This window comes from Micromonospora sp. CNZ295, assembly GCF_004217535.1.
In genome coordinates, this window is record NZ_SHKZ01000001.1 from 4,706,682 (window position 1) to 4,729,658 (window position 22,977).

A 22,977-nucleotide genomic window follows, 5' to 3' on the forward strand; every position below is an offset into this window, starting at 1 on the left:
AGATGGATCAAGCGGAGTCCGACCGCAGGGCGCGGCGTGAGCGGCAGCTCGGCTGGGGTCTCGCCTTCGAGGAGACGATGCCCGGGGTCGACCTGGCCCGGGACATCACCTTCACCGACACGGCGCGCGGCAGGGACCTGGCGCTGGTGCGCGGGGTCGACAACCTCGGTCAGGCGCTCTCGGTCGCGCTGACGACGCTGCGCGGGTCCAACGTGTTCAACACCGAGTTCGGCTTCGACGGCCTCAATGCGCTGGTCGAGCCGATCGACCCGGTACTCGCGCGGGAGCGGGTGCGGATCGGGGTCATCAAGGTGCTCGACCGCGATCCCCGGGTGCACCGCATCCTCGACGTCAACCTCGACGACGGCCGGCTCGACCCGGGCGGTCCGGTCGACGACGCGGAGCGGGCCGCGCTGCGGCTCTCGCGCACCCTCGCCGTGCAGGTTCAGTTCGAAACCGTCTCCGGCGATCGGATGACGGTCCGTCTGGGGGAGCTACCTGTCGATGTCTGACATCCTCGCTATCGACGCCGCGGCACTGCGCTCGACCGGCTCGGCCGGGTTCGGCATTGTCGAGACCGGGTTCGTGCCCAAGTCGTTCGCCCGGCTGCTCGCCGAGAAGCTCAGTACCGCCCGCCTGCTCTTCGGCGACGACACCGACCTGACCAGCGGCTCGGTCCTCCGGAAGATCCTGGAGTTGACGGCATTGGAGGACGCCCGGCTCTGGGCCGCCGCCGGCGCCGTCTACGACAACGGTTACATCGTCTCGGCGACCGGCGACGCGCTCGACCGCCTCGGCGAGGACCTGGGCATGGTCCGCCCGCACCTCCCGGCCACCGGCACCATCAAGGTCAAGTTGACGGGTACGCTGCCCGCCGGCCACCCGCAGCTGGTCCTTCCGCGCGGAGCCCGGCTCTCCACCCCCGGCGGGCACCACGTCGCCCTGGACGAGACGGTCGTCCTCACCGCCACCGACGACACCCGGGAACCGGCCGTGGTCGCCTTCTATCCCGGACCGTCGCACAACCTCGACCCGGCGCAGCCCAACCAGCGGATCGACAGGTGGAATCGGGCCGACACCGCACTCGCCGGTCTGGACGCCGCCGAGCAGGCCGCCGGCGCGGAACTCACCGAGATCGTGCACGCCGCCCCGCTCACCGGAGGCGAGCTGCGCGTCACCGACACGCGCTACCGGCAGCTGCTCCTGGCGGCACCGCGATCGATCTGGACCGCCGAGGCGATCGGCCTCGCCGTGGGCACCGTGCCAGGGGTACGCCAGGTGCAGGTCTTCGACGGGCGGGGCGGTCTCGACATCAACCAGTCCATCTTCGGCAACTTCAACTTCATCGACCGGGTCTTCGCCGGCGAGCGGGACCTCGGCAACCCGTACTACTTCACGGTGCTGGTCGCCCCGACCGCCGCCGCGATCTGGGATGGGCCGGACGGCCTCAAAGCGGCCGTGGAGACGGTGATCGAGGACCTGCGCCCGATCGGCATCTTCGCCTCGGTCGAGAAGGCCGAGGAGGTCGGCATCGGCGTCGAGGCCGACCTGGTCGTGCGTGGCCTACCGCTGCCCACCGGCTCGAAGGAGACGATCAACGCCTCGACCGCGGCGGCCGAGCTGCGCTCCCGCCTGCACGCGCGGCTGCGCAGATACGTCGACGAGCTGCCCTTCGGGGAGCCGGTGCGGGTCGCCGAGGTCGTCTGGACGCTGATGAACGAGCCGGGCATCGCCGATGTGCGCAACCTGCGCCTGGTTCGCTTCCCCGCCGACGCGTCGACCGTCGTCACCGCGACCGCACCGGTCGGCGACGGGACCCAGAAGCTCCCGGTCGGTGCGAACGCCGACCTGGCGGCGAACCAGATCCCAGCCTACGTGGACCGCGACGTCCCGCGTCCGTTCACGATTGCCTGAGGGGGACGGCCATGGCGGCAGTTGCGGTGGACGGCCCGGGCGCGGCGGTCGAGAAGAACCTCCTCGGGCAGCTCGAAGGCCCGTACGTCGGCACGGCCACCCGCACGGCGGTCCCCGTCGCGGCCGACGGCACCGCCGACGTGGACTGGACCACCCGGCGCACCCTGCTCATCGCGGTGCTCAAGCGCGATCTGGACGAGGAGACGGTCGCCGTCGAGAGCCGCCTCGACCCCGACGGCCCCGACGAGGTGGTGCTGCCCCGGGTCGAGTTCGCCCCGTGGAGCGAGGCCGGCGCCTCGGTCCCGGTCCACGCCTTCCCCGGCGAGTTGGTGCCGCCCTTCACCGTGGCGGTCGACGCCGGGCTCGTCGGCACGGTCGAGTTCGCCGTCATCGAAGGCAACCTGGGTCGCCTGCTCTACCTGCTCGCCCACGAGAAGGTGCGGCTGCGCCGCGCCCTGCGGGAGATCCACGCCTACCGCTCGCTGCGCCACGCCCGCCGGGACGCCCTCGACCGGGCCGGCGCGGACGTCGGGGTGGCCCGCTTCGACGACGAGCTCGTCTACGAGGCCTCGACCGGGAACGTCTTCGCGCGGCGGCTCACCGCGTCGGAGGTCGAGTCCGACGACGACTACCTGCGTCGGCTGCGCATGTACCGGCGCTTCCTGCTCCCCACCCCCGGGGCCATCGACGGTCTGCTCGACGAGCTCTTCGAGGACCTGCCCGACGGGGTGCGGCCGAGGGTGCGGGAGGAGGACGACCAGTTCGCCGTCGCGGTGCACCTGATGGCGGTCGGACCGGTCGCCCACCGCGACAACTTCCTCGCCCTGATCCGCCGCGACCTGCTCGTCCTGCCCGCGGCCGGTGCCGCCAACGACGCCGTGCACGCCGCGCGGCGGCTCTCCGCCCGCCGCTCCGCGGCCGTTGACGACCTGCGGGAGCGGCTGCGGCGTTCGTTCGCCTTCGCGGCCACGCACGCGGTCGCACCGCCGCTCGCCCAGGCGCTCGACCGGGCCGGCCGGATCTGTCGGGCGCTCGGGTTCCTCGGCACGTTCACCGTGCAGCGGGCACAGGACGCCAGCGCGGGCAGCAGGTACCAGCTGGGTCTGGGCATCGACCTGGCCGTGCCCACGGCCGCGCAGGCGGCGCAGCTCCACAACCGGTTGGTGGACCCCGACCGTACGCCCGGCACCGACACCACCGCCGAAGCACTGATCGCCGCTGCCCTCGCCGCCGGAACCCCGGCCGACCCCGAGCTGGCCTGGCTGTGGCGGCTCGCCGGTCTGCAGACCGTGCACCGGGTCGACACCGACTCGCTCTACCTCTCCCACCTGCCGACCGGTGGCCTGACGATCGTCGGCCCGGCATCGGCCGCGGCCGGATCGACCCAGGAGCTTCAGGCGCACTTCCACGCCCCTGGCGACCCGGGCACGAACGCGCTCCTGCTCGCCGGTCTGACCGAGGCGGCCGCGGCGTGGGCCGACGCGGGCGAGCCCGCCTGGGCCAGCCTCACCGACGCTGCCGCCCGCACCCGCTGGGCGACGGTGCCGGCCCGGCCGGCGAGCCACCCGATGCACCAGGCCTTCGCTGCCGCCGGCCTCACCTCGGTCACCGAGCCCGCGCCCGTCGTCGCCGCGCTCAACCGGCTCCCCGAGGAGCTCGTCGAGACGGTCGAGCTCCCGGCCGCCCTGTCCGGCGGTCTGGTCGCCGGCGCTCCGGCGGCCGCGGCCAAGCTCGGCGAGCTCGTGGCGCTGCTGCGGGACAAGGGCCTCGCCGCGGCGCTGCCGTTGGTGGACAACGGCAACCGGGTGCTGCTCGTGGTCAGCGTGATCGGACTGCCGCTGGCCGGGCTCAACCTCGCCGAACGGCGTGGCACCGGCTTCCGCTGGCACCTGGTCAAGCTCGGCGGGGCCGACGGTCAGATCAAGACCGTCGGCAGCAGGACGACGCTGCAGCCGCGCGCCGCCGGTGTGCTCGCCGTCGTGGCGCTCTCCTACGTGCGCACCGGCCGTACCGACCCGTACGAGTTCCGGGTGGAGCTGCCCGAGGACGCGGTGCTGAGCCTCGCCCAGTACGAGCGCCTGATGAACGCCCTGACCCGGGTCTATCCGATCGGTGTCGAGGTGAACACGTTCGCGATCCGGCGCGGCCACGTCGATCTCGACGGCGACGGCACCGCGGAGCCGCTGCGCCCCACGGTGGCGAGCACGTTCCGCACCTACCAGCGTCGTCAGCAGCGCGGTGTCTACGACCCCAGTCCTCCGGAGGAGAGCAGCAATGGCTAACGAGATCAACTTTGACGGTCTCACTGTCGAACAGCTCTACGACACCTTCGTGGAGAAGGAGATCCACCCGTCCGACGCGGCCGTGATGGTGTCGTCGTGGATCTTCGAGAACGTCGGGCGCACCCGCCGGACCTTCAACTACGTCGAGCCGTTCCCCGCGGTCGAGCCGTCGTGCCAGCCGACGCCGTTCGCCCGCAGCTTCCAGCACACCGACTGGGTCGACGGCGAGGACGTCGTCCAGGCCGGGCAGACGCCGGGCGAGCTCGGTTTCAACGAGCGTTTCCACCGCATCGAGGCGGACCTCGACGCCCTCGGTCAACGGGTCGCCAAGGCGTTCGCCTGCATGGCCGCGATGCGGGTGAGCCTGCGCCACCTGCTCGACGAGATCCGCGCCGAGATCAACCGGATCAACAGCTCCACCTACGACTACCAGTACCTCGGCCCGGTCACCGTCGACAAGATCCCCAACTACATGGGTGTGCTCGACTTCGGCAAGTACATGGGCACCACGCGCTTCCTCGACAAGAACGTCAGCGTCTGGCAGACCAAGGACGGCACGCTGGTGCTTCCCGCCGTCGAGACAGTCGGCGTGGACGTCCTCGTCGGGCAGAAGCTGAAGAACGGCGCGTATTTCCAGCGCTTCGTCATCGAGCATCCGGAGGTCAAGGAGCGCTTCGGCGACCGCCAGGTGGTGCTCGAGGAGTTCCTGGATCTCTTCGGTGACGAGCAGGTCGCCGACGGGCGCACGGTGCGCGACATCCTCAAGGTGCTGCCGGCCGGCTCCAGCTACGACAAGCTGAGCAACATGCTGAACGACGTCGGCGAGCGGGAGGCGGCGATCGTCCGCACCACCATGGGCGCCCAGTCGGCGATCTCGGTCGCGCTCGGCATCGAGGGCGAACTGGAGAAGGTGACCGAAGCCGACGTCGCGAAGCTCAACACCGTGCCCAGCAAGGCCCGCACCGCGCTGGTGAAGGCGGGCGTCAACACCATCGGCGCGCTGGCGAAGCAGTCGCCGGAGTCGATCGTGCGGATCATGAACGAGCAGGGCGTCCCGGCGACCGAGGGCGACGCGGCCGAGTGGATGGGGTTCGCGAAGACGTTGACCAACCTGCGCTGAGGGCGCGCACCGGCGCCTCCGGGACGTTGGGCCGGTAGCGTTCGGTGCCGTGCCGTACGTCTTCCTGCTCGCCGCCATCGCGGCCGAGGTCTTCGCCACCAGCATGCTCAAGGCGACCGACGGATTCAGCCGGCTCTGGCCGACGGTCGCCTGCCTCGCCGGCTACCTGGTCTCCTTCGCCGCGCTGTCGCAGGCGGTGAAGGACATCCCGGTCGGTGTCGCGTACGCGCTGTGGTCGGCCCTCGGCACCGCGGCGATCGTCGCCATGGGCGCGGCCTTCCTGAACGAGCCGATCACGCCGGCCAAGGTGGTCGGGATCAGCCTCATCGTCGCCGGTGTGGTGACCCTCAACGTGGGCGGGGCGACGACGCACTGACCGGGCGGCCGGAGCCGGCCGGGATGCGCCAGCGCGGCGGGGTGGACGACGACCCCGACCGGCCGCGGCCGGCGCTCAGCTCCCCGGGGAGCCGGTGGTCGCGACGATCGAGACGGGCGTGCCGAGTTCGACGGTGCGGGAAACGGTGCACAGCCGGTCGTGCGACTGCTGCAGCGACCGGGGCAACGCCTCGCGCGCCTTGTCGCCGTCGGCTCCCGCCGGGAACTCCACGGTGAAGGTGACCGTGAGGTTCTGCATCCGGTTTCCCCCGGTCTCGTCCCGAACCTTGTCGCCGGTGGCCTCGACGGAGAACCGGGTCGGCTCGGCGCGGCGGCTGGTGAAGTGATCCACGTCCACGGCGGTGCAGCCGGCGATGGCGGCCAGGAGCAGCTCCACCGGGGTGAAGCTGCCGTCCTCGCCGGTGCCCATCGATATCGATCCACCGCGGACGTTCCGCACGACGTACTGGCCGACGCTGGTGCGCTCGATCTCCACCGAGCGGAAGGTGCTGGCGCTCATGACCGGGAACGCTACCCCTCGCCGGCGGTCACATCGGTACCGCCCTGGCCGGAGCGAGACCGGTCAGCGCAGGTGCAGCAGATTGCCGGAGATCAGCCGGCCTCCCTCGCCGGTCAGGAAGGCGATGACCTCGGCGACCTCCTCGGGCTCCGCCACCCGCGACAGGTTCGGGTCGTCGCGGACCGCCGCGCGGACCTCGTCGCTGACCCAGCCGGTGTCGGTGACCGGTGGGTGCACCGCGTTGGCGGTGATCCCGTACGGCGCGAGCTCGTGAGCGGCGGCCATCGTGTAGTTGACCAGGGCGGCCTTCGCCGCCCCGTACGAGACCTCCTCCGGAAAGCCGTCGGGACCGCCGGAGGTGAGGCTGACGATCCGCCCCCAACCGTGCCCGGCGGCGATGTTGCGGCGGGCGAACTCGGCGATCAGCAGCGCGCCGGCCCGGGCGTCCACCGCGAACTGACGGTCGAACGAGTCGGCGGAGACCGGCCGCAGGGCCCGGCCGTGCCGGTCGCTGCGGACCGGCTTGAAGGTGTCGGCGAGCCAGCCGGTGGCATTGTTGACCAGGATGTCCACCGTGCCCAGCTCGCGCTCGGCCAGGTCGAACAGCCGCGCCGGCGCGGCCGGGTCGGTGAGGTCGGCTTCCGCGGCGACCGCCCGGCCACCGGCCTGTGCGATGCGTTCGGTCACCGCCGTCGCGTCGCCGGCCCGGTTCCGGCGGTAGCGCTCGGGGATTCCCGGGTCGGCCTCGTCGTGCAGCCGAAGGTAGGTCACCAGCACGGCGGCGCCCCGCGCGGCCAGCGCGACGGCGGTGGCGGCACCGATGCCGTGGTTGGCGCCGGTGACCAGAGCGACCCGACCGGCCAGGTCGCCGGCCGGCGGGAGGCCGGCGGAAAGTGGGTTCGAGGTCATCGCGCCCGACCGTACCGGATCCGTGGCGTGACCTTCAGCCGCGCCGGCTCAGGCCGCGCTACGGGCGATTCGGGTGATCGCGGCCACGCTGCGGTCCACGTCCGCCTCGGTGGTCAGGTGGTTGGCGACCGAGATCCGCATGAGCCGCCGGCCGCGCCAGGTTGTCGCGCCCAGCCAGCAGGTGCCGTCGCGCTGCACGGCCGCGACGACGTCGTCGGTCCGGGCGTCGTCGCCGAAGCCGACCAGCACCTGGTTCAGTACCACGTCGTTGGCGACCTCGAATCCGGCGGCGCGCATCCCGCCGGCGAACCGCTCCGCCAGCGCGCAGCAGCGCTCCACGAGCCCGGCCACGCCGTCGCGTCCCAGCTCACGCAACGCCGCCCACACCGCGAACCCGCGCGAGCGGCGAGACGACTCGGCGGTGTAGTCGGCGCCTCCGGTCGTCGCGCCGGCCCCGGTGAGGTAGGCGGCGGAGTACGACATCGCCGCGGCGTGCGCGTCCGGCCGTGCGGTGATCGCGAAGGCCGAGTCGTACGGCACGTTCAGCCACTTGTGCGCGTCGCACGCCCACGAGTCGGCCAACTCGACCCCGTCGACCAGGTGTCGCTTCGCCGGCGAGGCCGCCGCCCACAGCCCGAAGGCACCGTCCACGTGGACCCAGCCCCCGTACCGGTGGGCGAGTCCGGTCGCCGCGCGCAGGTCGTCGCAGGCACCCGTGTTGACGTTGCCGGCCTGCAGGCAGACGATCGTCGGTCGGCCGCCACCGGAGGCCAGGACGCGCTCCAGATCCGCGACGTCGATGGCGCCGTTGCGGTCGGCCCGCACCGTCGCGACGGCGTCGGTGCCGATCCCGACCAGCCGCACGGAGCGGTCGATCGTGGCGTGCCGCTCCTGCCCCACCACCACCCGGATCTCCGGCGCGCCACCGAGGCCGCGCCGCTCGACATCCCAACCCGCCTGGGCCAGTACGTGGTGCCGCGCGGTCACCAGGCCCACCGTGTTGGCGGCCTGAGCGCCGGTGACGAATCCGACCGACGCGGACGGCGGTACGCGCAGCAGCTCCTTGATCCACGCACCCGCCGCTTCCTCGGCGGCGATGCCGGCCGGTGCCAGAGCGGCGTTGAACGCGTTCTGATCCCAGCCGACCGCGAGCATGTCCGCCGCCGTCGCCGCCGGGAGCGCCCCGCCGACGACGAAGCCGAAGAACCGCGGCCCCGGTGACCCCATCAGCCCGGGCTCGGCGGCCGCGACCAGTTCGGCGAGCACCTCGTCCGGCGGTGCCGGATCCGCGGGCAACGGCCCGCCGAACGCCTTGCGGAGCGTGGCGAGGTCCGCCTGGGGTCGCACCGGGCGATCCGGCAGCGAGGCCCGGAACCCGGCCGCGTGCCCGGCCGCCCGCACGAGAAGCTCCCGGAGGTCGTCCCGGTGCCGGTGGGACTCCCCGATCCGTTGATCCATCGCGCACTTCCCGCGTTGTCGGCCATGGTTTCTCGAAATTCCACTGCGGCCAGGCGGCGATGACAAGCGTTCTCGTCCTGACCATCGGTGGAAACAGTCGCCTCGGTGGCGACGCGAACGGGCGTTCGGACCCGTTCGGGGCCGTTCCAATCCGTTCCGCAAACGTCTGTCTGTTGTCTCCGGCCGCGGGTCAGCGTGGCGGCGGGCCGCCGACGCTGCGACGCGGAATGAGGGTCGGTGCGATGGTCTGCCGCAACGGGCCGACGACGTCCGACTCGATCTGGGCCAGCAGCAGATCCAGGCTCGCCCGGCCGACCGCCGCGAAGTCGGGCCGCACGGTCGTCAGCGGCGGGATGAAGTATGCCGCCTCGGGCACGTCGTCGAAGCCGACCACGCTGATGTCGTCCGGAACCCGCCGGCCGTGCTCGTGCAGCGCCCGCAGCACCCCGAGCGCCAGGTGGTCGTTGGCGGTGAAGACCGCGGTGACCTCGGGCATCCGGGCCAGCATCTGCCCACACCGGTAGCCGGCCGCCGCAGACCAGTCCGCCGGCACCAGGGGCGGCACCTCCGCGCCGGCCTCCTGCAACGCCGCCCGCCATCCTTCGATCCGCCCGGCGCTGTCGAACCAGTCCGACGGCCCCGACACGTGCCAGACCGTCCGGTGCCCGGCGTCGAGCAGGTGCTGCGTGGCGGCTCGGGCACCGGCGACCTGGTCGACCGTCACCAGGGGCACCGGCCGACGGGGGTCGCCGTCGACGGTCACCAGGGGCACGTCGTTGGGCAGCCGCTCGAGAGCCTCCCCGGCGGACTCGACCGGAGCGATCACCACGATGCCGGCGACCCGGTGTGCCAGGTGCCGCTCGACCGCGGCCGAGATCGACCGATGGTCGAGGTCGCGTACGCTGCCGACGCTGACCGCGAAGCCGGCCTCGGCCGCCGCCTGTTCGAGGGCGGCCAGCAGCGAGGCCGGGCCGTAGAGGGTGGTGTTCTGGGCTACCACGCCGATCACCTGGGATCGGCCGGTGACCAGCGCGCGGGCGGCCCGGTTGGGCCGGTAGCCGAGTTCGGCGATCGCGGCCTGGACCCGCAGGCGGGTCTGCTCGCGCACGTTCGGGTGCCCGTTGAGGACCCGGGACACCGTCTGGTGGGAGACGCCGGCGAGGCGAGCCACGTCCGTCATCGCAGGACCGCGCACGGCCACCTCACCTTCCCCGCGTGCCCGTGGCGACCGCGCCCGGTCGGCGCCGACTGGGACCGGCCAGGGTGGCACGAATCGCTCACGCGGCCGCCGGTGCCTTTCCGGGCGGCCGAGTTTGAATCGCCGACAGTCTACGTCAGTTGTCCCGCCGGATACGGCGCGGCCGAAGCCACCGCTCCGGTGTCGTGGCGGAATGCCGGAGAATTGAGGTAACGCATCCTTCGGGCCGCTGCCGACGAGGCGCACCGGTCACCGTCCCCCCTTCCGGACCTGCGGCGCGCGCTCCACCGGGGGGCCGATTCCGCTGCCCGCGGCGGGGCGCGCGGGGTGCTTCGAAGCGATGGCGGCGGTCACGGTGTCGTCACCGAGAACTGGCGTACGGTCACCGTTCCGCCCAGCGATTGGGTGGCGTAGTTGAAAATGCCGAACCGGTATCCCATGAAGAATTGCCAGGCGTTGTTGAGGGTCAGCGCATTGCCCAGCGGGACGAAGTTCACCCCGTCGGTGCTGTACGAGAACCTCGCCTGCCGGCCGGAGCCGGGTCGGATGTCCGCGTTGGCCCGCAGCCAGATCCGTCCGCCGGACACCGGCGCGCTGGCGATCTCGGTGCCGGTCCCGGTGGTGTTCCAGTTGTCGGTACCCATGGTCAGGCCGTTGGTCATGACCACCCGGGCCGTCCCGTTGTCCCGTTTGACGCCGATCCACGCCGACCTGTCCCGCAGCATCGCGAGACCGGCCCGGTCGCCGTCGCGCATCGCCGAGTAGTCCAGTTCGATGGTTCCGGTGGAGGTCGGCCCCTGGATCCGGTGGGTCAGCGTGTTGCGGGCCCGGTAGAGGTCGTTGGTCACCGACGCGGTCTGCAGCCGCAGGCCGTCGTTCACCGACCACCGGCCGTTGTCCGGGTTGTGGTTCCATTCGTACTGGACGCCCAGGGTCGTGCCGGGGAAGGTGTCGGTGCCGGTGAGCGGCTTGACCGGTCGCAGCGGCAGGGGGTGGGGGTAGTTGAGGCCCCAGGCGCCGTTGACGGCCTGCACCTGCGGCCAGCCGTCGGCGGTCCAGGTGATCGGCGCCAGCGTCGGCATCCGGCCGCCGGGGTACGCGTCGGTGAAGGCCATGTAGTACCAGGCGCCGCTCTGGGTCTGCACCAGCCCGCCCTGGTGTGGAACACCGCCACCGGCGATCGGCCCCGGCATGTCGAGCAGCACCTGTCGCTGCTCGTACGGGCCGAACGGACCGTTGGTGGACCTCAGCACGTACTGGCCGTTGGCGGGCCGGGTGAGCCAGATGTAGTAGGCGCCGTTGCGCTTGTAGAACCGGGCTCCCTCCAGGGTCCCGATGGTCGACGGGGTCTGGTAGACCTGCTGGGCCCGCACCTGGGTACGCCCGTCGGCGGAGAGTTGGGCCACGCTGATGGTCCCGTTGCCGTAGGCGACATACATCGTGTCGTTGTCGTCGATCAGCATCCCCGCGTCGTAGTAGCAGGTGGGGATGGTGGTGTGCCGGGTCCAGGTGCCGTCGACGGCGGACGCGGTGTAGATGTGGGTCTGGGCGAAGTCGATGCAGCCGGCCCAGTAGAAGGTCCGGTTGCTCGGCCGGTAGTTCAGCGTGGAGGCCCAGATGCCGTCGACGTACGCGTGGGCGCCGCCGCTCAGGTCGTATTTCGACCCGAAGTCCAGCCTCGGCACCGAGTGGCCGGCGAACTCCCAGTTCACCAGGTCCCAGGAGCGCAGCACCGGTGCGCCGGGCGAGTAGTGCATGGTGGAGGCGGACAGGTAGTAGACGTCGCCGACCCGGATGATGTCGACGTCGGCGAAGTCCTGCCAGACCACCGGGTTGGTGAAGCTGCCGCCGGGGTTGCCGGTGTCACCGACGCGTACGAGTTGCCACTGCTGGTGGGCACCGTTGAAGTCGTCGTACTGCACGATGTTGCCGCCGTCAGCGGTCGAGGCGTTCTGCACCTCCAGCACCTTGTTCGAGTTCCGGTTGATGAGCCGCACCTGGCCACCGGCCGAGTCCGCCAACCGGAACTGCTGGTTCGTCCCGTTGTGATCCGACCACTGCACGATGCTCGCCCCGTTGGCCGTGGAGAAGTTGGCCACGTCCAGCACCTTGCCGGAGTGTCGCGACCGCAGCCGGTAGTAGCCCCCGCCGGAATCCACGAACTGCCACTGCTGCCAGTTCCCGTCGTTACGCGACCACTGCGTGATCCGCGCCCCGTCGTTCGTGGCCCGGTTGTACACGTCCAACGCCTTGCCGCTGTTGCGGTTCACCAGCACGTACCAGGCACCGGTGTCCACGACCGCAGCCGACGCCGGCGACGGCGGGACCCCGACCAGCGCACCACCCACCACGACCGCGACAACCGCAGCGACCAGTCGGGACCACCACGTACGTGGCCGCGTCGGCCTTTCGACGGCAACCATGATTCTCCTTCCGACCAGGCTCAGAACCCCCGGGCGAGCCGGTAGTACGCCTGGTTCCAGCGAAGTTCGTCCGCGAAGCGCCGCGGGTCGGTGTCGGCGTCGATGACGACGAGTTCGGTGCGGGTCATCTCGGCGAGGTCGTGCAGCTCCTCGACACCGACGGCCTGCGACAGCACGGTGTGGTGCGGGGCACCGGCGGTGATCCAGGCCTCCGCCGACCCCGGGAGGTGCGGGCGGGGCCGCCAGACGGCCCGGGCCACCGGCAGCCGGCGCAGCGGATGCGGCGGTGTCACCACGTCGACCTCGTTGGCGACCAGGCGGAAGCGCTCCCCCATGTCCGCCAGGCCCAGCACCACCGCCGGCCCCGGCGCGGCGTCGAAGACCAACCGGACCGGATCCTCCCGCCCGCCGATGCTCAGCGGATGGATCTCGACGCTCGGGGTGCCACCGGCGATCGTCGGGCACACCTCGAGCATGTGGGCGCCGAGCACCAGTTCCTCGCCGGGGGTGAGGTCGTAGGTGTAGTCCTCCATGAACGACGTCCCGCCCTCGACCCCGACCGCCATCGCCTTGAGGGTGTGGACCAGCACGGACGTCTTCCAGTCACCCTCGCCGCCGAAGCCGTAGCCGTCGCTCATCAGCCGCTGCACGGCGATGCCGGGCAGTTGGCGCAGGCCGCCGAGGTCCTCGAAGTTGGTGGTGAAGGCCCGGAAGCCGCCCTCGTCGAGGAAGGTCCGCAGGCCCAGTTCCAACCGTGCGGCGTAGCGCAGGGAGTCGTGGCGCGCACCGCCCGGGCGCAGTTGCGGATCGACCCGGTACGTGTCGTCGTACGCCTTGACCAGGTCGTCGATCTCGGCCTCGGCCACCTGGTCGACGACCGCGACGAGGTCGTTGACGCCGTAGGTGTTCACCGACACGCCGAAGCGCAGCTCGGCCTCGACCTTGTCGCCCTCGGTCACGGCGACGTCGCGCATGTTGTCGCCGAAGCGGGCCAGCCGCAGGGAGCGCATCGCCGACCAGCCCAGCGCCGCACGCGCCCAGGCGCCGACCCGCGCGACCACCCGCGGATCGCTCACGTGGCCGGCGACGGTCTTGCGGGCGACGCCGAGCCGGGTCTGGATGAATCCGAACTCGCGGTCACCGTGTGCCGCCTGGTTCAAGTTCATGAAGTCCATGTCGATCTCGTCCCAGGGCAGCAGGACGTTGGCCTGGGTGTGCAGGTGCAGCAGCGGCGTCTGCAGCGCGTCCAGGCCGGCGATCCACATCTTGGCGGGCGAGAAGGTGTGCATCCAGGCGATCACCCCGACCGCTCCCTGCCCGGCCGCGTCCCGACAGGCCTTGAGGATGTCGGCGCTGGAGGTCAGGACCGGCTTCCAGACCACCCGCACCGGGATGCCCGGCGAACCGTCGAGCTGCGCGGCGATCCGCCGGGACTGGTCGGCGACCTGCCGGAGGGTGTCCTCGCCGTACAGGCCCTGGCTGCCGGTGAGGAACCAGACCTCGGGTTCGGGATGCGTTGCCATGGAGTTGCCTTCCGCGAGAGGGGCGGTCACTTGATGCGGATGCCGATGAGGCGCTGGAGAAGGATGAAGGCGAAGAGCAGCCCGCCGATCACGATCTTGGTCCACCACGAGTTGAGGCTGCCGTCGAACGTGATCAGGGTCTGGATGACACCCAGCACCAGCACGCCCAGCACGGTGCCGAAGACGTAGCCGGACCCGCCGGTGAGCACGGTGCCGCCGATGACGACCGCCGCGATCACGTCCAGCTCCATGCCGACGGCGATCAGCGGGGCGCCGGAGAGCGTGTAGAACGACAGCAGGATGCCGCCGATCGCCGAGCAGAGCCCGCTGACCGTGTAGACGGCGATCCGGGTACGCCCCACCGGCAGGCCCATGAGCAGCGCCGACTGCGGGTTGCCGCCGATCGCGTACACGTTGCGGCCGAAGCGGGTGTACGCGAGCACGTACGCGGCGACGAGCACCACCGCGAATGCGATCAACACGCTGATCGACACGAAGTTCCCGGCGGGGTTGCCGATGCGCTCCTGGGACATGGCGGTCCAGAAGCCGTCGGTGATGGGGACGGACGCGTCGCTGATGAAGGTGCACATGCCACGGGCGAAGAACATCCCGGCGAGGGTGACGATGAACGGCTGGATGTCGAAGAAGTGGATCGCGCAGCCCATCAGGAAACCGAGTGCCGGGCCGATCAGCAGGGCGATGGCGAGCACCAGGGCCGCGGGCAGTCCGTCCTGGAGCAGGGCGGCCGACACCATCGCGGTCATCGCGACCACCGAGCCGACCGACAGGTCGATGCCGCCGGTGAGGATCACGAAGGTCATGCCGACCGCGACGACGAGCAGGAAGCCGTTGTCGATGAAGACGTTGTAGACGACCTGGATGTTGGAGAACGCCCGGTACTGGGACACCCCGATGCCGTACATCACCAGCAGCAGGGCGAGGGTGGCCAGGACCGGCACGTGCCGGCGGGGCAGGGAGAGCCGCCGGATGCGGCCGACGGTCACCGAGGGGCTGCTCATGCCGACACCTGCTCCTTCTCCCGCTGCCGGCTCGCCGGTCTCGGCGCGGTGCCGCGGCGGCGGCGGGTGAACCTGGCGCGGAAGGCCGGCGCCTGGATGAGGCAGACGGCGATGACGACGACGGCCTTGAACAGCAGTGACGTCTGCGGCGAGATGTTCATGGCGTACACCGTGGTGGTGAGGGTCTGGATGATCAGCGCGCCGAGGATGGTGCCGCTGAGGAAGAACCGTCCGCCCGCGAGCGACGTGCCCCCGATGACCACCGCGAGGATCGCGTCGAGCTCGATCCAGAGGCCGGCGGCGTTGCCGTCGGCGCTGGAGACGTTCGCGGTGATCATGAAGCCGGCGAGCGCCGCGCAGGCCGCGCTCACCACGTAGACGAGGAAGACGACCCGGCCCGAGCGGATACCGGCCAGCCGGCTCGCCTCGGCGTTGCCGCCCACCGACTCGACGATCAGGCCGAGGGCGGTACGGCGGGTGAACGCGGCGACGACGAGGGCCGCCGCCAGAGCGATGAAGATCGCCAGTGGCAGGGTCAGGAGGTGCCCGAGCCCGATGGCCCGGTACGGGCCGGAATTGATCGTGATGATCTGGCCCTCGGTGACGAGTTGGGCGAGGCCCCGACCGGCCACCATCAGGATCAGCGTGGCGATGATGGGCTGGATGCCGATGACGGCGACCAGCACCCCGTTCCACATGCCGAGCACGAGCGCGGCCCCGAGGGCCAGGGCGAGTGCCGTGACGACGGTGGACGGGCTGTTCTGATCCGGCGCCTCGCTGATGTAGAGACAGGCGATGGCGCCGCTGATGGCGCACAGTGAGCCGACGGACAGGTCGATGCCACCGGTGGCGATGACCAGGGTCATGCCGAGCGCGACCAGGATCAGCGGCGCGCTCAGCCGGAGGATGTCGATCGGGGTGCCGTAGAGGTGTCCGTTCTTGACCTCGATGGACAGGAAGCCGGGCCGGTAGATCGCGTTGGCGACGATCATGACCACCAGCACGAGGGCGGGCCAGAACAGGCGGTGACCGGTCAGCGGGCGGAGCCGGTCGGCGACGGCGGTCATCGGTCCGCCTCCGCGTCGTCGGCGCCACGGGCGATGGTTCGCATGACGCGGTCCGCGTCGAGGCTGTCGTCGTTGCCGAGGCGGGCCACCATCGTCCGGTCACGCATGACGGCGACCTGGTGGCTCAGCCGCAGCACCTCCTCCAGCTCGGCGGAGATGAACAGCACCGCCATGCCGCCGTCGGACAGCTCCACCACCAGCCGCTGGATCTCGGCCTTCGCGCCGACGTCGATGCCGCGCGTGGGTTCGTCGAGGATCAGCAGGCGCGGCTCGGTGATGAGCCAGCGGGCCAGGAGCACCTTCTGCTGGTTGCCGCCGGAGAGGTTGCGCACCGGCAGGTCGGGGTCGGCCGGTCGGATGCTGAGCGCCTTGACGTACCTGTCGACCAGGTCGTCCTGCCGGCGTCGGGGAATCGGTCGCAGCCAGCCGCGGGCCGCCTGCATCGCGAGGAGCATGTTCTCGCGCACCGACAGCTCGGGGATGATGCCCTCCGCGCGGCGGTTCTCGGAGCAGAAGCCGACCCCGCGGTCGATCGCCTGGACCGGGCTACGCAACCACACCTTCGCGCCGTCCACCGTGATCTGCCCGTGGTCGGCGCGGTCGGCGCCGAAGAGCAGCCGCGCCACCTCGGTGCGGCCGGAACCGAGCAGGCCGGCCAGGCCGACCACCTCACCGGCGTGGATGCGCAGGCTGAACGGGCTGACCGCCCCCCGGCGGCCGAACTCCGCGGCGTCCACCAGCGGCACCGCGTCGGCCCGGACGGCGGCGGTTCGGTTCTGCTGCTCGTCGAGGCGCTCCAGGACGTCCAACTCCTTGCCGATCATCTTCTCGACGAGGCTGACCTGCGGCAGCTCGCCGGTCCGGTACTCCCCCACCAGGGCGCCGTTGCGCAGCACCGTGATGCGGTCGGCGATCGCGTACACCTGGTCGAGGAAGTGGGTGACGAACAGGATCGCGATGCCCTGGTCGCGCAGCTGCCGCATGATCCGGAACAGCTGCGCCACCTCGCCGGCGTCCAGGCTGGAGGTCGGCTCGTCGAGGATCAGCACCCGGGCCTGCACGTCGATCGCCCGGGCGATGGCGACCATCTGCTGCACGGCCAGCGAGTACGTGCCCAGCGGCGCGGTGACGTCCAGGTCGAGATCGAGTCGGGCCAGGAGTTCGCGCGCTCGCCGCCGGATCTCGCCCCACCGCACGGCGCCCAGCCAGCGCGGCTCCCGGCCGATGAAGATGTTCTCGGCCACCGACAGGTTGGTGCAGAGATTGATCTCCTGGTAGACGGTGCTCACGCCGGCGGCGGCCGCCTGCATCGGGCCGCTGAAGGCCACCTGCTCGCCGGCGAGGCTGATCGTGCCCTCGTCGATGCCGTAGACGCCGGTCAACACCTTGATCAGGGTGGACTTGCCGGCGCCGTTCTCGCCCATCAGGGCGTGGACCTCGCCGGGAAACAGCCGGAAGTCGACGTCGTGGAGCGCGCGGACCCCGGGGAAGGTCTTGCTGATCCCGGTCATGGCCAGGACCGGGCGGCTACCCGTCATCCATCAGACCTCTTCTGCACGGTATCGGTACGGAAGCGAGCGACGGGTCGGGGTCGCCGCCGGTCGGACGGCGACCCCGGCGTCGGTCAGTACTTACGGTTGGGCAGCGCCTCCTTGGCCTGCTCCTGGGTGAAGGTGGTCTCCTCGGTCTCGATCCGGGGCGGCACCTCCTCACCGGCGTGGACCTTCTGCACCAGTTCCATCAGCTGTGGGCCGAGCAGCGGGCTGCACTCCGCGATGAAGTTGAACTTGCCGTCCGCGAGGGCCTGCATGCCGTCGCGCACCGCGTCGACGGTGATGATGACGATGTCCTTGCCGGGCGTCTTGCCGGCGGCGCTGATCGCCTCCAGCGCCCCCAGGCCCATGTCGTCGTTGTGCGCGAAGAGCACGTCGATGTCCGGGTTGGCCTTGAGGAACTGCTCCATCACCTGCTTGCCACCGGCCCGGGTGAAGTCACCCGACTGGGAGGCGATGATCTTCAGGTTCGGGTTGGCGGCGATGGCCTCGGCGAAGCCCTTCTTGCGGTCGTTCGCCGGGGCGGAGCCGGTCGTGCCCTGCAGCTCGACGATGTTGACCGGCCCGGTCGCCGACTTGGTGTTCTCCACCAGCCACTCGCCGGACAGGCGACCCTCCTTGACGAAGTCCGACCCGAGGAACGTCTTGTAGAGCGTCTTGTCGGGAGAGTCCACGGCGCGGTCCGTGAGGATCACCGGGATGCCCGCGTCCTTGGCCTCCTTCAGGACGGTGTCCCAGCCGGACTCCACCACCGGCGAGAAGGCGATCACGTCCACCTTCTGCTGGATGAAGTTGCGGATCGCCTTGATCTGGTTTTCCTGCTTCTGCTGGGCGTCGTCGAACTTGAGCTCGATCCCCGCCTCGGCGGCCGCATCCTTGATCGAGGTGGTGTTCGCCGTCCGCCAGCCGCTCTCCGCGCCGACCTGGGAGAAGCCCAGGACGATCTTGTCGTCGCCGCCGGCGTCGCCACCGGTGTCGCTGTTGCCGCAGGCCGCCAGGCTGCCCGCGAGCAGCACGGCGGCGATCGCCGCGGTGATGGTGCGTGCCGTTCTCCTGCTCCTCATCGGTTTCTCCTCAGGGTTGGGTCATCCGGACCGTGGCCTCGACGGCGCGGGCCCGGCTGTGGTGGGGGTTGGGCGCGAGAAGCGGCGCCGGCCAGGAGTTCGGCGGCGTCACTCAGCCCGTCGCCGGGCGCTGGCCGTAGACGTTCTGGTAGCGGTCGTGCAGCGAGTCGATGTCGGCCTGCGCTATCGGCAACGGCTGCCCGAGGGCGCGGGCCAGGTGCGCGGTGCGGGCGACGTCCTCGCACATCACCGCCGCCTTGACCGCTGCCCGGGCGTCCCTGCCGATCGTGAAGACGCCGTGGTTGCGCATGAGCACCGCGGGCGAGCGGTGCCCGGACAGGGTGCTCACGATCCCCTTGCCGATGTCGTCCCCGCCGATCAGCGCGAACGGCCCGACCGGGATCTCCCCGCCGAATTCGTCGGCCTGGGCGGTCAGCCAGCACGGGATCGCCTCGCCCCGCGCCGCCCAGGCGGTGGCGTAGCCGCTGTGCGTGTGCACGACGCCGCCCACCTCGGGCATGGCGCGGTAGACGTAGGCGTGGGCCGCGGTGTCGCTGGACGGGGAACCGATGCCGTCGACGACGTTGCCGTTCAGGTCGCAGACCACCATGGCGTCCGCGGTCAGGTCGTCGTAGTCGACACCGCTGGGTTTGATGACCATCAGATTCTGGCCAGGAACCCGGGCTGACACGTTGCCGGCGGTCCAGGCCACGAGGTCGTACCGGGTGAGTTCGCGGTGCAGGCCGGCGACGCTCTCCCGCAGCGCGGCCACCAGCCGGGTCACCTCGGTGTTCATCCGACCACCTCCAGAGCACTGTCGGCCTGGGTGCCGGACGCGTCGAGGGCCGCGTTCCGGATCGCCCGCAGGCGGAGCATGACGTCGTTGCCGGCGCGGCCGAAGTGGTCGTGCAGCGCGCGGTACTCGGCGAAGAGGGCGTCATAGGCCCGTACGTTGTGCGGGTCCGGGCGGTAGCCGCTCTCGTTGACCCGGCCCATCGCCGCCGACGCCGCGTGGATCGACGGGTACGCCCCGGCCGCGACCGCCGCGTGGATGGCCGATCCGAGCGCCGGCCCCTGGGCGGAGCCGATGATGCTCAGCGGTCGGCCGGTCACGTCGGCGTAGATCTGCATCAGCAGCCGGTTCGAGGTGAGACCGCCGGCCACGACGAGGTCGGTGACCGGCACTCCGGCGTCGACGAACGCCTCGATGATCATCCGGGTGCCGAACGCGGTGGACTCCAGCAGCGCCCGGTAGACGTCCGGCGGCCGGGTGGCCAGCGTCATCCCGACGATCAGGCCGCTCAGGTCGTGGTTGACCAACAGCGAGCGGTTGCCGTTCCACCAGTCGAGCGCGATCAGGCCGTGCGCTCCGACCGGCTGGGCGGCGGCCAACGCGGTCAACCGCTCGTGCGAGTCCACGCCGGCCGGGGCGGCGTGTTTGACGAACCAGCCGAAGATGTCGCCGACACCGCTCTGCCCCGCCTCGAACCCCCAGGCGCCGGGGCTGACACCGCCGTCGACCACACCACACATGCCGGGCACCTCGGCCGGACGGTCGCCATTGAGGATATGGCAGGTGGAGGTGCCCATGATCGCCACCAGGCGGCCGGGCGTCAGGGCCTGGGCGGCGGCGGCGGTGACGTGCGCGTCGACGTTGCCGACCGCGACGGCGATGCCCTCCGGCAGCCCGGTCCAGGCCGCCGCCCGGCCGGTGAGGGTGCCGGCGCGCGAACCGAGCGGCCGCAGCGGACCGTCCAACTTGGTCACGAAGTCGGCGAAGCCCGGATCGAGTGCCGTCAGGTAGTCGCTCGACGGGTACCGGCCGTCCTGCCGGATGCCCTTGTAACCGGCGGTGCAGACGTTGCGGGTCTCGGTGCCGCACAGCTGCCACACGATCCAGTCGGCCGCCTCGACGAAGCGCTCGGCGCGCCGGTAGATCTCCGGATCCTCCGCCAGGATCTGCAGGCCCTTGGCGAACTGCCACTCGGCGGAGATCTTGCCGCCGTAGCGGCCGATCCACGGCTCGCGCCGCTCGTGGGCGAGTGCGTTGATCCGGTCGGCGTGCGGCTGGGCGGCGTGGTGCTTCCACAGCTTCACCCAGGCGTGCGGCCGGTGGCGCAGCTCCGGGATCTCGCACAGCGGGGTGCCGTCGGCGCGGGTCGGCAGGACGGTGCAGGCGGTGAAGTCCGTGCCGATCCCGATGACCTCGTCGGGGCGTACCGCGGCGGCGGCCAGCGCGGCGGGGACGGCGTGGCGCAGGACGTCCCGGTAGTCCTCCGGGTCCTGCAGCGCCCAGTCGGGGGGCAGCGCCGGCCCGCCGTCGGGGAGCGCGGATTCGATCACACCGTGGCGGTACTCGTGCACCGCGGTCCCCACCTCGGCGCCGTCGCGTACCCGGACGACCAGGGCCCGCCCGGAGAGCGTGCCGTAGTCGACCCCGACCACGTACCGATCGCCGACACCGTCCGCGCTGCTCATGACCACCTCCACCAAGCACGATTAGTGTTAACGCTCACATCCAAGGTCGTCAAGGCAGGTTCCGGCAACAGCTACGTAACAGATGTGCGCTCCTCGCCGGCCGGTGATCCGACGGCGGCGCGTGGTCAGCACCGGCGAGTCGGCAGCAGGATTTACATACGTTGATGTCAGCGATAACATCCGTTCGTCCCGCTGGCCCAGGAGCTGCCGCCGAGGCTGGAGCCGGCCAGGGTCCGCGAGGTCCGGCGGCGGTCCGTCCGGACCGTCTCGCTGCGCTGCCGGCCGCAGGCACCACGACCGCGAGCACTCACTGGCGAGCGCTCAACCCGCCGTCGTCACCACGCCCAGCCCCCGCGGCCGTCGCGGACGGCAACCACCGCCGAACCGATCATCGCGTCAACGAGGAGGAACCCACATGCGTAGGCTGACAGCCGTCCTGAGCGTGGTGGCGATGGCCGCCGCGGTCGCCCTCGTCGGCGGGGTGATGTCGCCCAGACCCGCTCAGGCGCTGAACAACGGTGTCGCCCGGACCCCACCGATGGGTTGGAACACCTGGAACACATTCGGCTGCAACATCAACGAGACGCTCATCCGGCAGATGGCCGACGCGATCGTCAACCACGGGCTGCGGGATCTCGGGTACCGGTACGTCGTCGTCGACGACTGCTGGTTCAACCCGGACCGGGACGCGCAGGGCAACCTCCAGGCCCACCCGCAGCGGTTCCCGAGCGGGATGAAGTCCCTCGGTGACTACCTGCACTCCCGGGGCCTGCTGTTCGGCATCTACCAGGGGCCGCTGGACCAGACCTGCGCGCAGTACTTCGACGCCTTCCCCGGCTCGACCGGCAGTCTGGGACACGAGTACCAGGACGCCCGGCAGTTCGCCGCCTGGGGCGTGGACTACCTGAAGTACGACTGGTGCTCGCCCACCGGCAGCATCAACGACCAGGTCGCCCGGTTCAACATCATGCGCGACGCGCTGGCGGCCACCGGCCGGCCGATCGTCTACAGCATCAACCCGAACAGCATCCACGAGAAGACCGGGCCGCAGCGCAACTGGAGCGACGTGGCGAACCTCTGGCGGACCACCGAGGACATCACCAACGCGTGGGACACCGGCCAGACCAACGGTTACCCGATGGGCATCCAGAACATCGTCAATGTCAACGTGCCGCTGGCCGGGTACGCCGCACCGGGCGGATTCAACGACCCGGACATGCTGGAGGTCGGAAACGGCGGCATGACCGACACCGAGACGCGCAGCCACTTCGCCCTCTGGGCGATGATGGCCGCACCGCTGATGATGGGCAACGACCTGCGCTCGGCCAGCACGGCGACGCTCAGCATTCTGAAGAACCAGAACCTGATCGCGATCAACCAGGACACCCTCGGCCGGCAGGCGGTGCAGGTGTCGCACGACGGCACCCGGCGGGTCCTGGCGAAGCGACTGGCCAACGGCGACGTCGCGGTCGCGCTGTTCAACCAGGGCAGTTCCACGACGACGGTATCCACCACGGCGGCGGCGATCGGCAAGAGCGGCACCTCGTTCACCCTGCTGGACGCGTGGACCAATGGCACCACCACGACCACCGGGAGCATCTCCGCGAGCGTTCCGGCCCACGGCACGGTGGTGTACCGGGTCAGCGGAGGCGGCACCGTCGACCCGCCCGCCCCGAGCACCTTCCGCCTGCGCAGCGAGTCCGCCGGCCGGTGCCTGGACGTCGACAACTCCAACACCACCAACGGCACCGGGACGTTGATCTGGGACTGCCACGGCAACGCCAACCAGCAGATCACCCAGAGCGGCCAGACCCTGCGGATTCTCGGCAAGTGCCTGGACGCCCCGCCGAACGCCGGCAACGGCACCCGGGCGCAGATCTGGGACTGCAACGGCGGCACCAACCAGCAGTGGACGTTCAACGGCAACGGCACGGTCAGCAACGTCCGCTTCCCGTCGCTGTGCCTGGACGTCAACAACGGCGGCACCGCGAACGGCACGGCGGTGATCCTCTGGTCCTGTCACGGCAATGCCAACCAGCGGTGGAGCCGGGCCTGACCGGCGAGCGCAGGGCCG

At 71.0% G+C, this 22,977-nt stretch carries 17 protein-coding genes and 1 pseudogene; 6 read left to right on the top strand and 12 right to left on the bottom strand.

Annotated elements, in window-relative coordinates:
* Positions 1–2 precede the first annotated feature (2 nt).
* From EV376_RS22060 to EV376_RS22080, 5 genes and pseudogenes are all read left to right on the top strand, one after another.
* Positions 3–512, top strand: coding sequence for a GPW/gp25 family protein (locus tag EV376_RS22060; protein ID WP_130326126.1), 510 nt, complete (start codon positions 3–5; stop codon positions 510–512).
* A complete protein-coding gene (locus tag EV376_RS22065) occupies positions 505–1,914 on the top strand; it encodes a baseplate J/gp47 family protein (RefSeq protein ID WP_130326128.1) in 1,410 nt (469 codons plus the stop codon). The genes EV376_RS22060 and EV376_RS22065 overlap by 8 nt, the downstream gene beginning before the upstream one ends.
* An 11-nt stretch (positions 1,915–1,925) precedes the next feature.
* Positions 1,926–4,196, top strand: a complete 2,271-nt coding sequence (locus EV376_RS30305; RefSeq protein WP_165438049.1) for a hypothetical protein — start codon at positions 1,926–1,928, stop codon at positions 4,194–4,196.
* Positions 4,189–5,316, top strand: a complete 1,128-nt coding sequence (locus tag EV376_RS22075) for a hypothetical protein (RefSeq protein ID WP_130326130.1) — start codon at positions 4,189–4,191, stop codon at positions 5,314–5,316. Before EV376_RS30305 ends, EV376_RS22075 begins: the two co-directional genes overlap by 8 nt.
* A 25-nt stretch (positions 5,317–5,341) precedes the next feature.
* Positions 5,342–5,692, top strand: a pseudogene (locus EV376_RS22080) (DMT family transporter); the annotation flags it as partial.
* Positions 5,693–5,767: 75 nt separating this feature from the next.
* Here the strand turns inward: EV376_RS22080 and EV376_RS22085 are convergent.
* From EV376_RS22085 to araB, 12 genes are all read right to left on the bottom strand, one after another.
* Positions 5,768–6,211: an OsmC family protein gene (locus EV376_RS22085; RefSeq protein WP_130326134.1), complete on the bottom strand. Its 444-nt coding sequence runs from the start codon at positions 6,209–6,211 to the stop codon at positions 5,768–5,770.
* A 63-nt stretch (positions 6,212–6,274) separates the two neighbouring features.
* Positions 6,275–7,120 carry an SDR family oxidoreductase gene (locus tag EV376_RS22090; RefSeq protein ID WP_130326136.1) on the bottom strand — a complete coding sequence of 282 codons (846 nt, stop codon included), beginning with the start codon at positions 7,118–7,120 and terminating at the stop codon, positions 6,275–6,277.
* A 48-nt stretch (positions 7,121–7,168) separates the two neighbouring features.
* Positions 7,169–8,578: a pyridoxal-dependent decarboxylase gene (locus tag EV376_RS22095; protein ID WP_130326138.1), complete on the bottom strand. Its 1,410-nt coding sequence runs from the start codon at positions 8,576–8,578 to the stop codon at positions 7,169–7,171.
* A 190-nt stretch (positions 8,579–8,768) separates the two neighbouring features.
* Positions 8,769–9,758 carry a LacI family DNA-binding transcriptional regulator gene (locus EV376_RS22100; protein ID WP_207228276.1) on the bottom strand — a complete coding sequence of 330 codons (990 nt, stop codon included), beginning with the start codon at positions 9,756–9,758 and terminating at the stop codon, positions 8,769–8,771.
* Positions 9,759–10,126: 368 nt separating this feature from the next.
* Positions 10,127–12,199 (bottom strand): family 43 glycosylhydrolase, encoded by a 2,073-nt coding sequence (locus tag EV376_RS22105; RefSeq protein ID WP_130326142.1) that lies wholly within the window; start codon positions 12,197–12,199, stop codon positions 10,127–10,129.
* Between the two features lie 20 nt (positions 12,200–12,219).
* A complete protein-coding gene (araA, locus tag EV376_RS22110; protein WP_130326144.1) occupies positions 12,220–13,722 on the bottom strand; it encodes an L-arabinose isomerase in 1,503 nt (500 codons plus the stop codon).
* A 26-nt stretch (positions 13,723–13,748) separates the two neighbouring features.
* Positions 13,749–14,741 (bottom strand): galactofuranose ABC transporter, permease protein YjfF, encoded by a 993-nt coding sequence (gene yjfF, locus EV376_RS22115; protein ID WP_130326146.1) that lies wholly within the window; start codon positions 14,739–14,741, stop codon positions 13,749–13,751.
* Positions 14,738–15,808: an ABC transporter permease gene (locus EV376_RS22120; RefSeq protein ID WP_130326148.1), complete on the bottom strand. Its 1,071-nt coding sequence runs from the start codon at positions 15,806–15,808 to the stop codon at positions 14,738–14,740. The genes yjfF and EV376_RS22120 overlap by 4 nt, the downstream gene beginning before the upstream one ends.
* The gene (locus EV376_RS22125; RefSeq protein WP_130326150.1) at positions 15,805–17,346 is read right to left on the bottom strand and encodes a sugar ABC transporter ATP-binding protein; all 1,542 of its coding nucleotides are present in this window, start codon (positions 17,344–17,346) and stop codon (positions 15,805–15,807) included. The genes EV376_RS22120 and EV376_RS22125 overlap by 4 nt, the downstream gene beginning before the upstream one ends.
* Positions 17,347–17,432: 86 nt before the next feature.
* Complete coding sequence (locus tag EV376_RS22130) at positions 17,433–18,425, bottom strand: ABC transporter substrate-binding protein (RefSeq protein ID WP_130326151.1); 993 nt, start codon at positions 18,423–18,425, stop codon at positions 17,433–17,435.
* A gap of 112 nt (positions 18,426–18,537) precedes the next feature.
* Positions 18,538–19,221, bottom strand: coding sequence for an L-ribulose-5-phosphate 4-epimerase (locus tag EV376_RS22135; protein WP_130326153.1), 684 nt, complete (start codon positions 19,219–19,221; stop codon positions 18,538–18,540).
* A complete protein-coding gene (gene araB / locus EV376_RS22140; protein ID WP_130326155.1) occupies positions 19,218–20,903 on the bottom strand; it encodes a ribulokinase in 1,686 nt (561 codons plus the stop codon). Before araB ends, EV376_RS22135 begins: the two co-directional genes overlap by 4 nt.
* Before the next feature lie 415 nt (positions 20,904–21,318).
* Between araB and EV376_RS22145 the strand changes: the two genes are divergently transcribed.
* Entirely contained in the window at positions 21,319–22,959 is a 1,641-nt protein-coding gene (locus EV376_RS22145; RefSeq protein ID WP_130326157.1) for a ricin-type beta-trefoil lectin domain protein, read from the top strand.
* Positions 22,960–22,977: the final 18 nt, after the last annotated feature.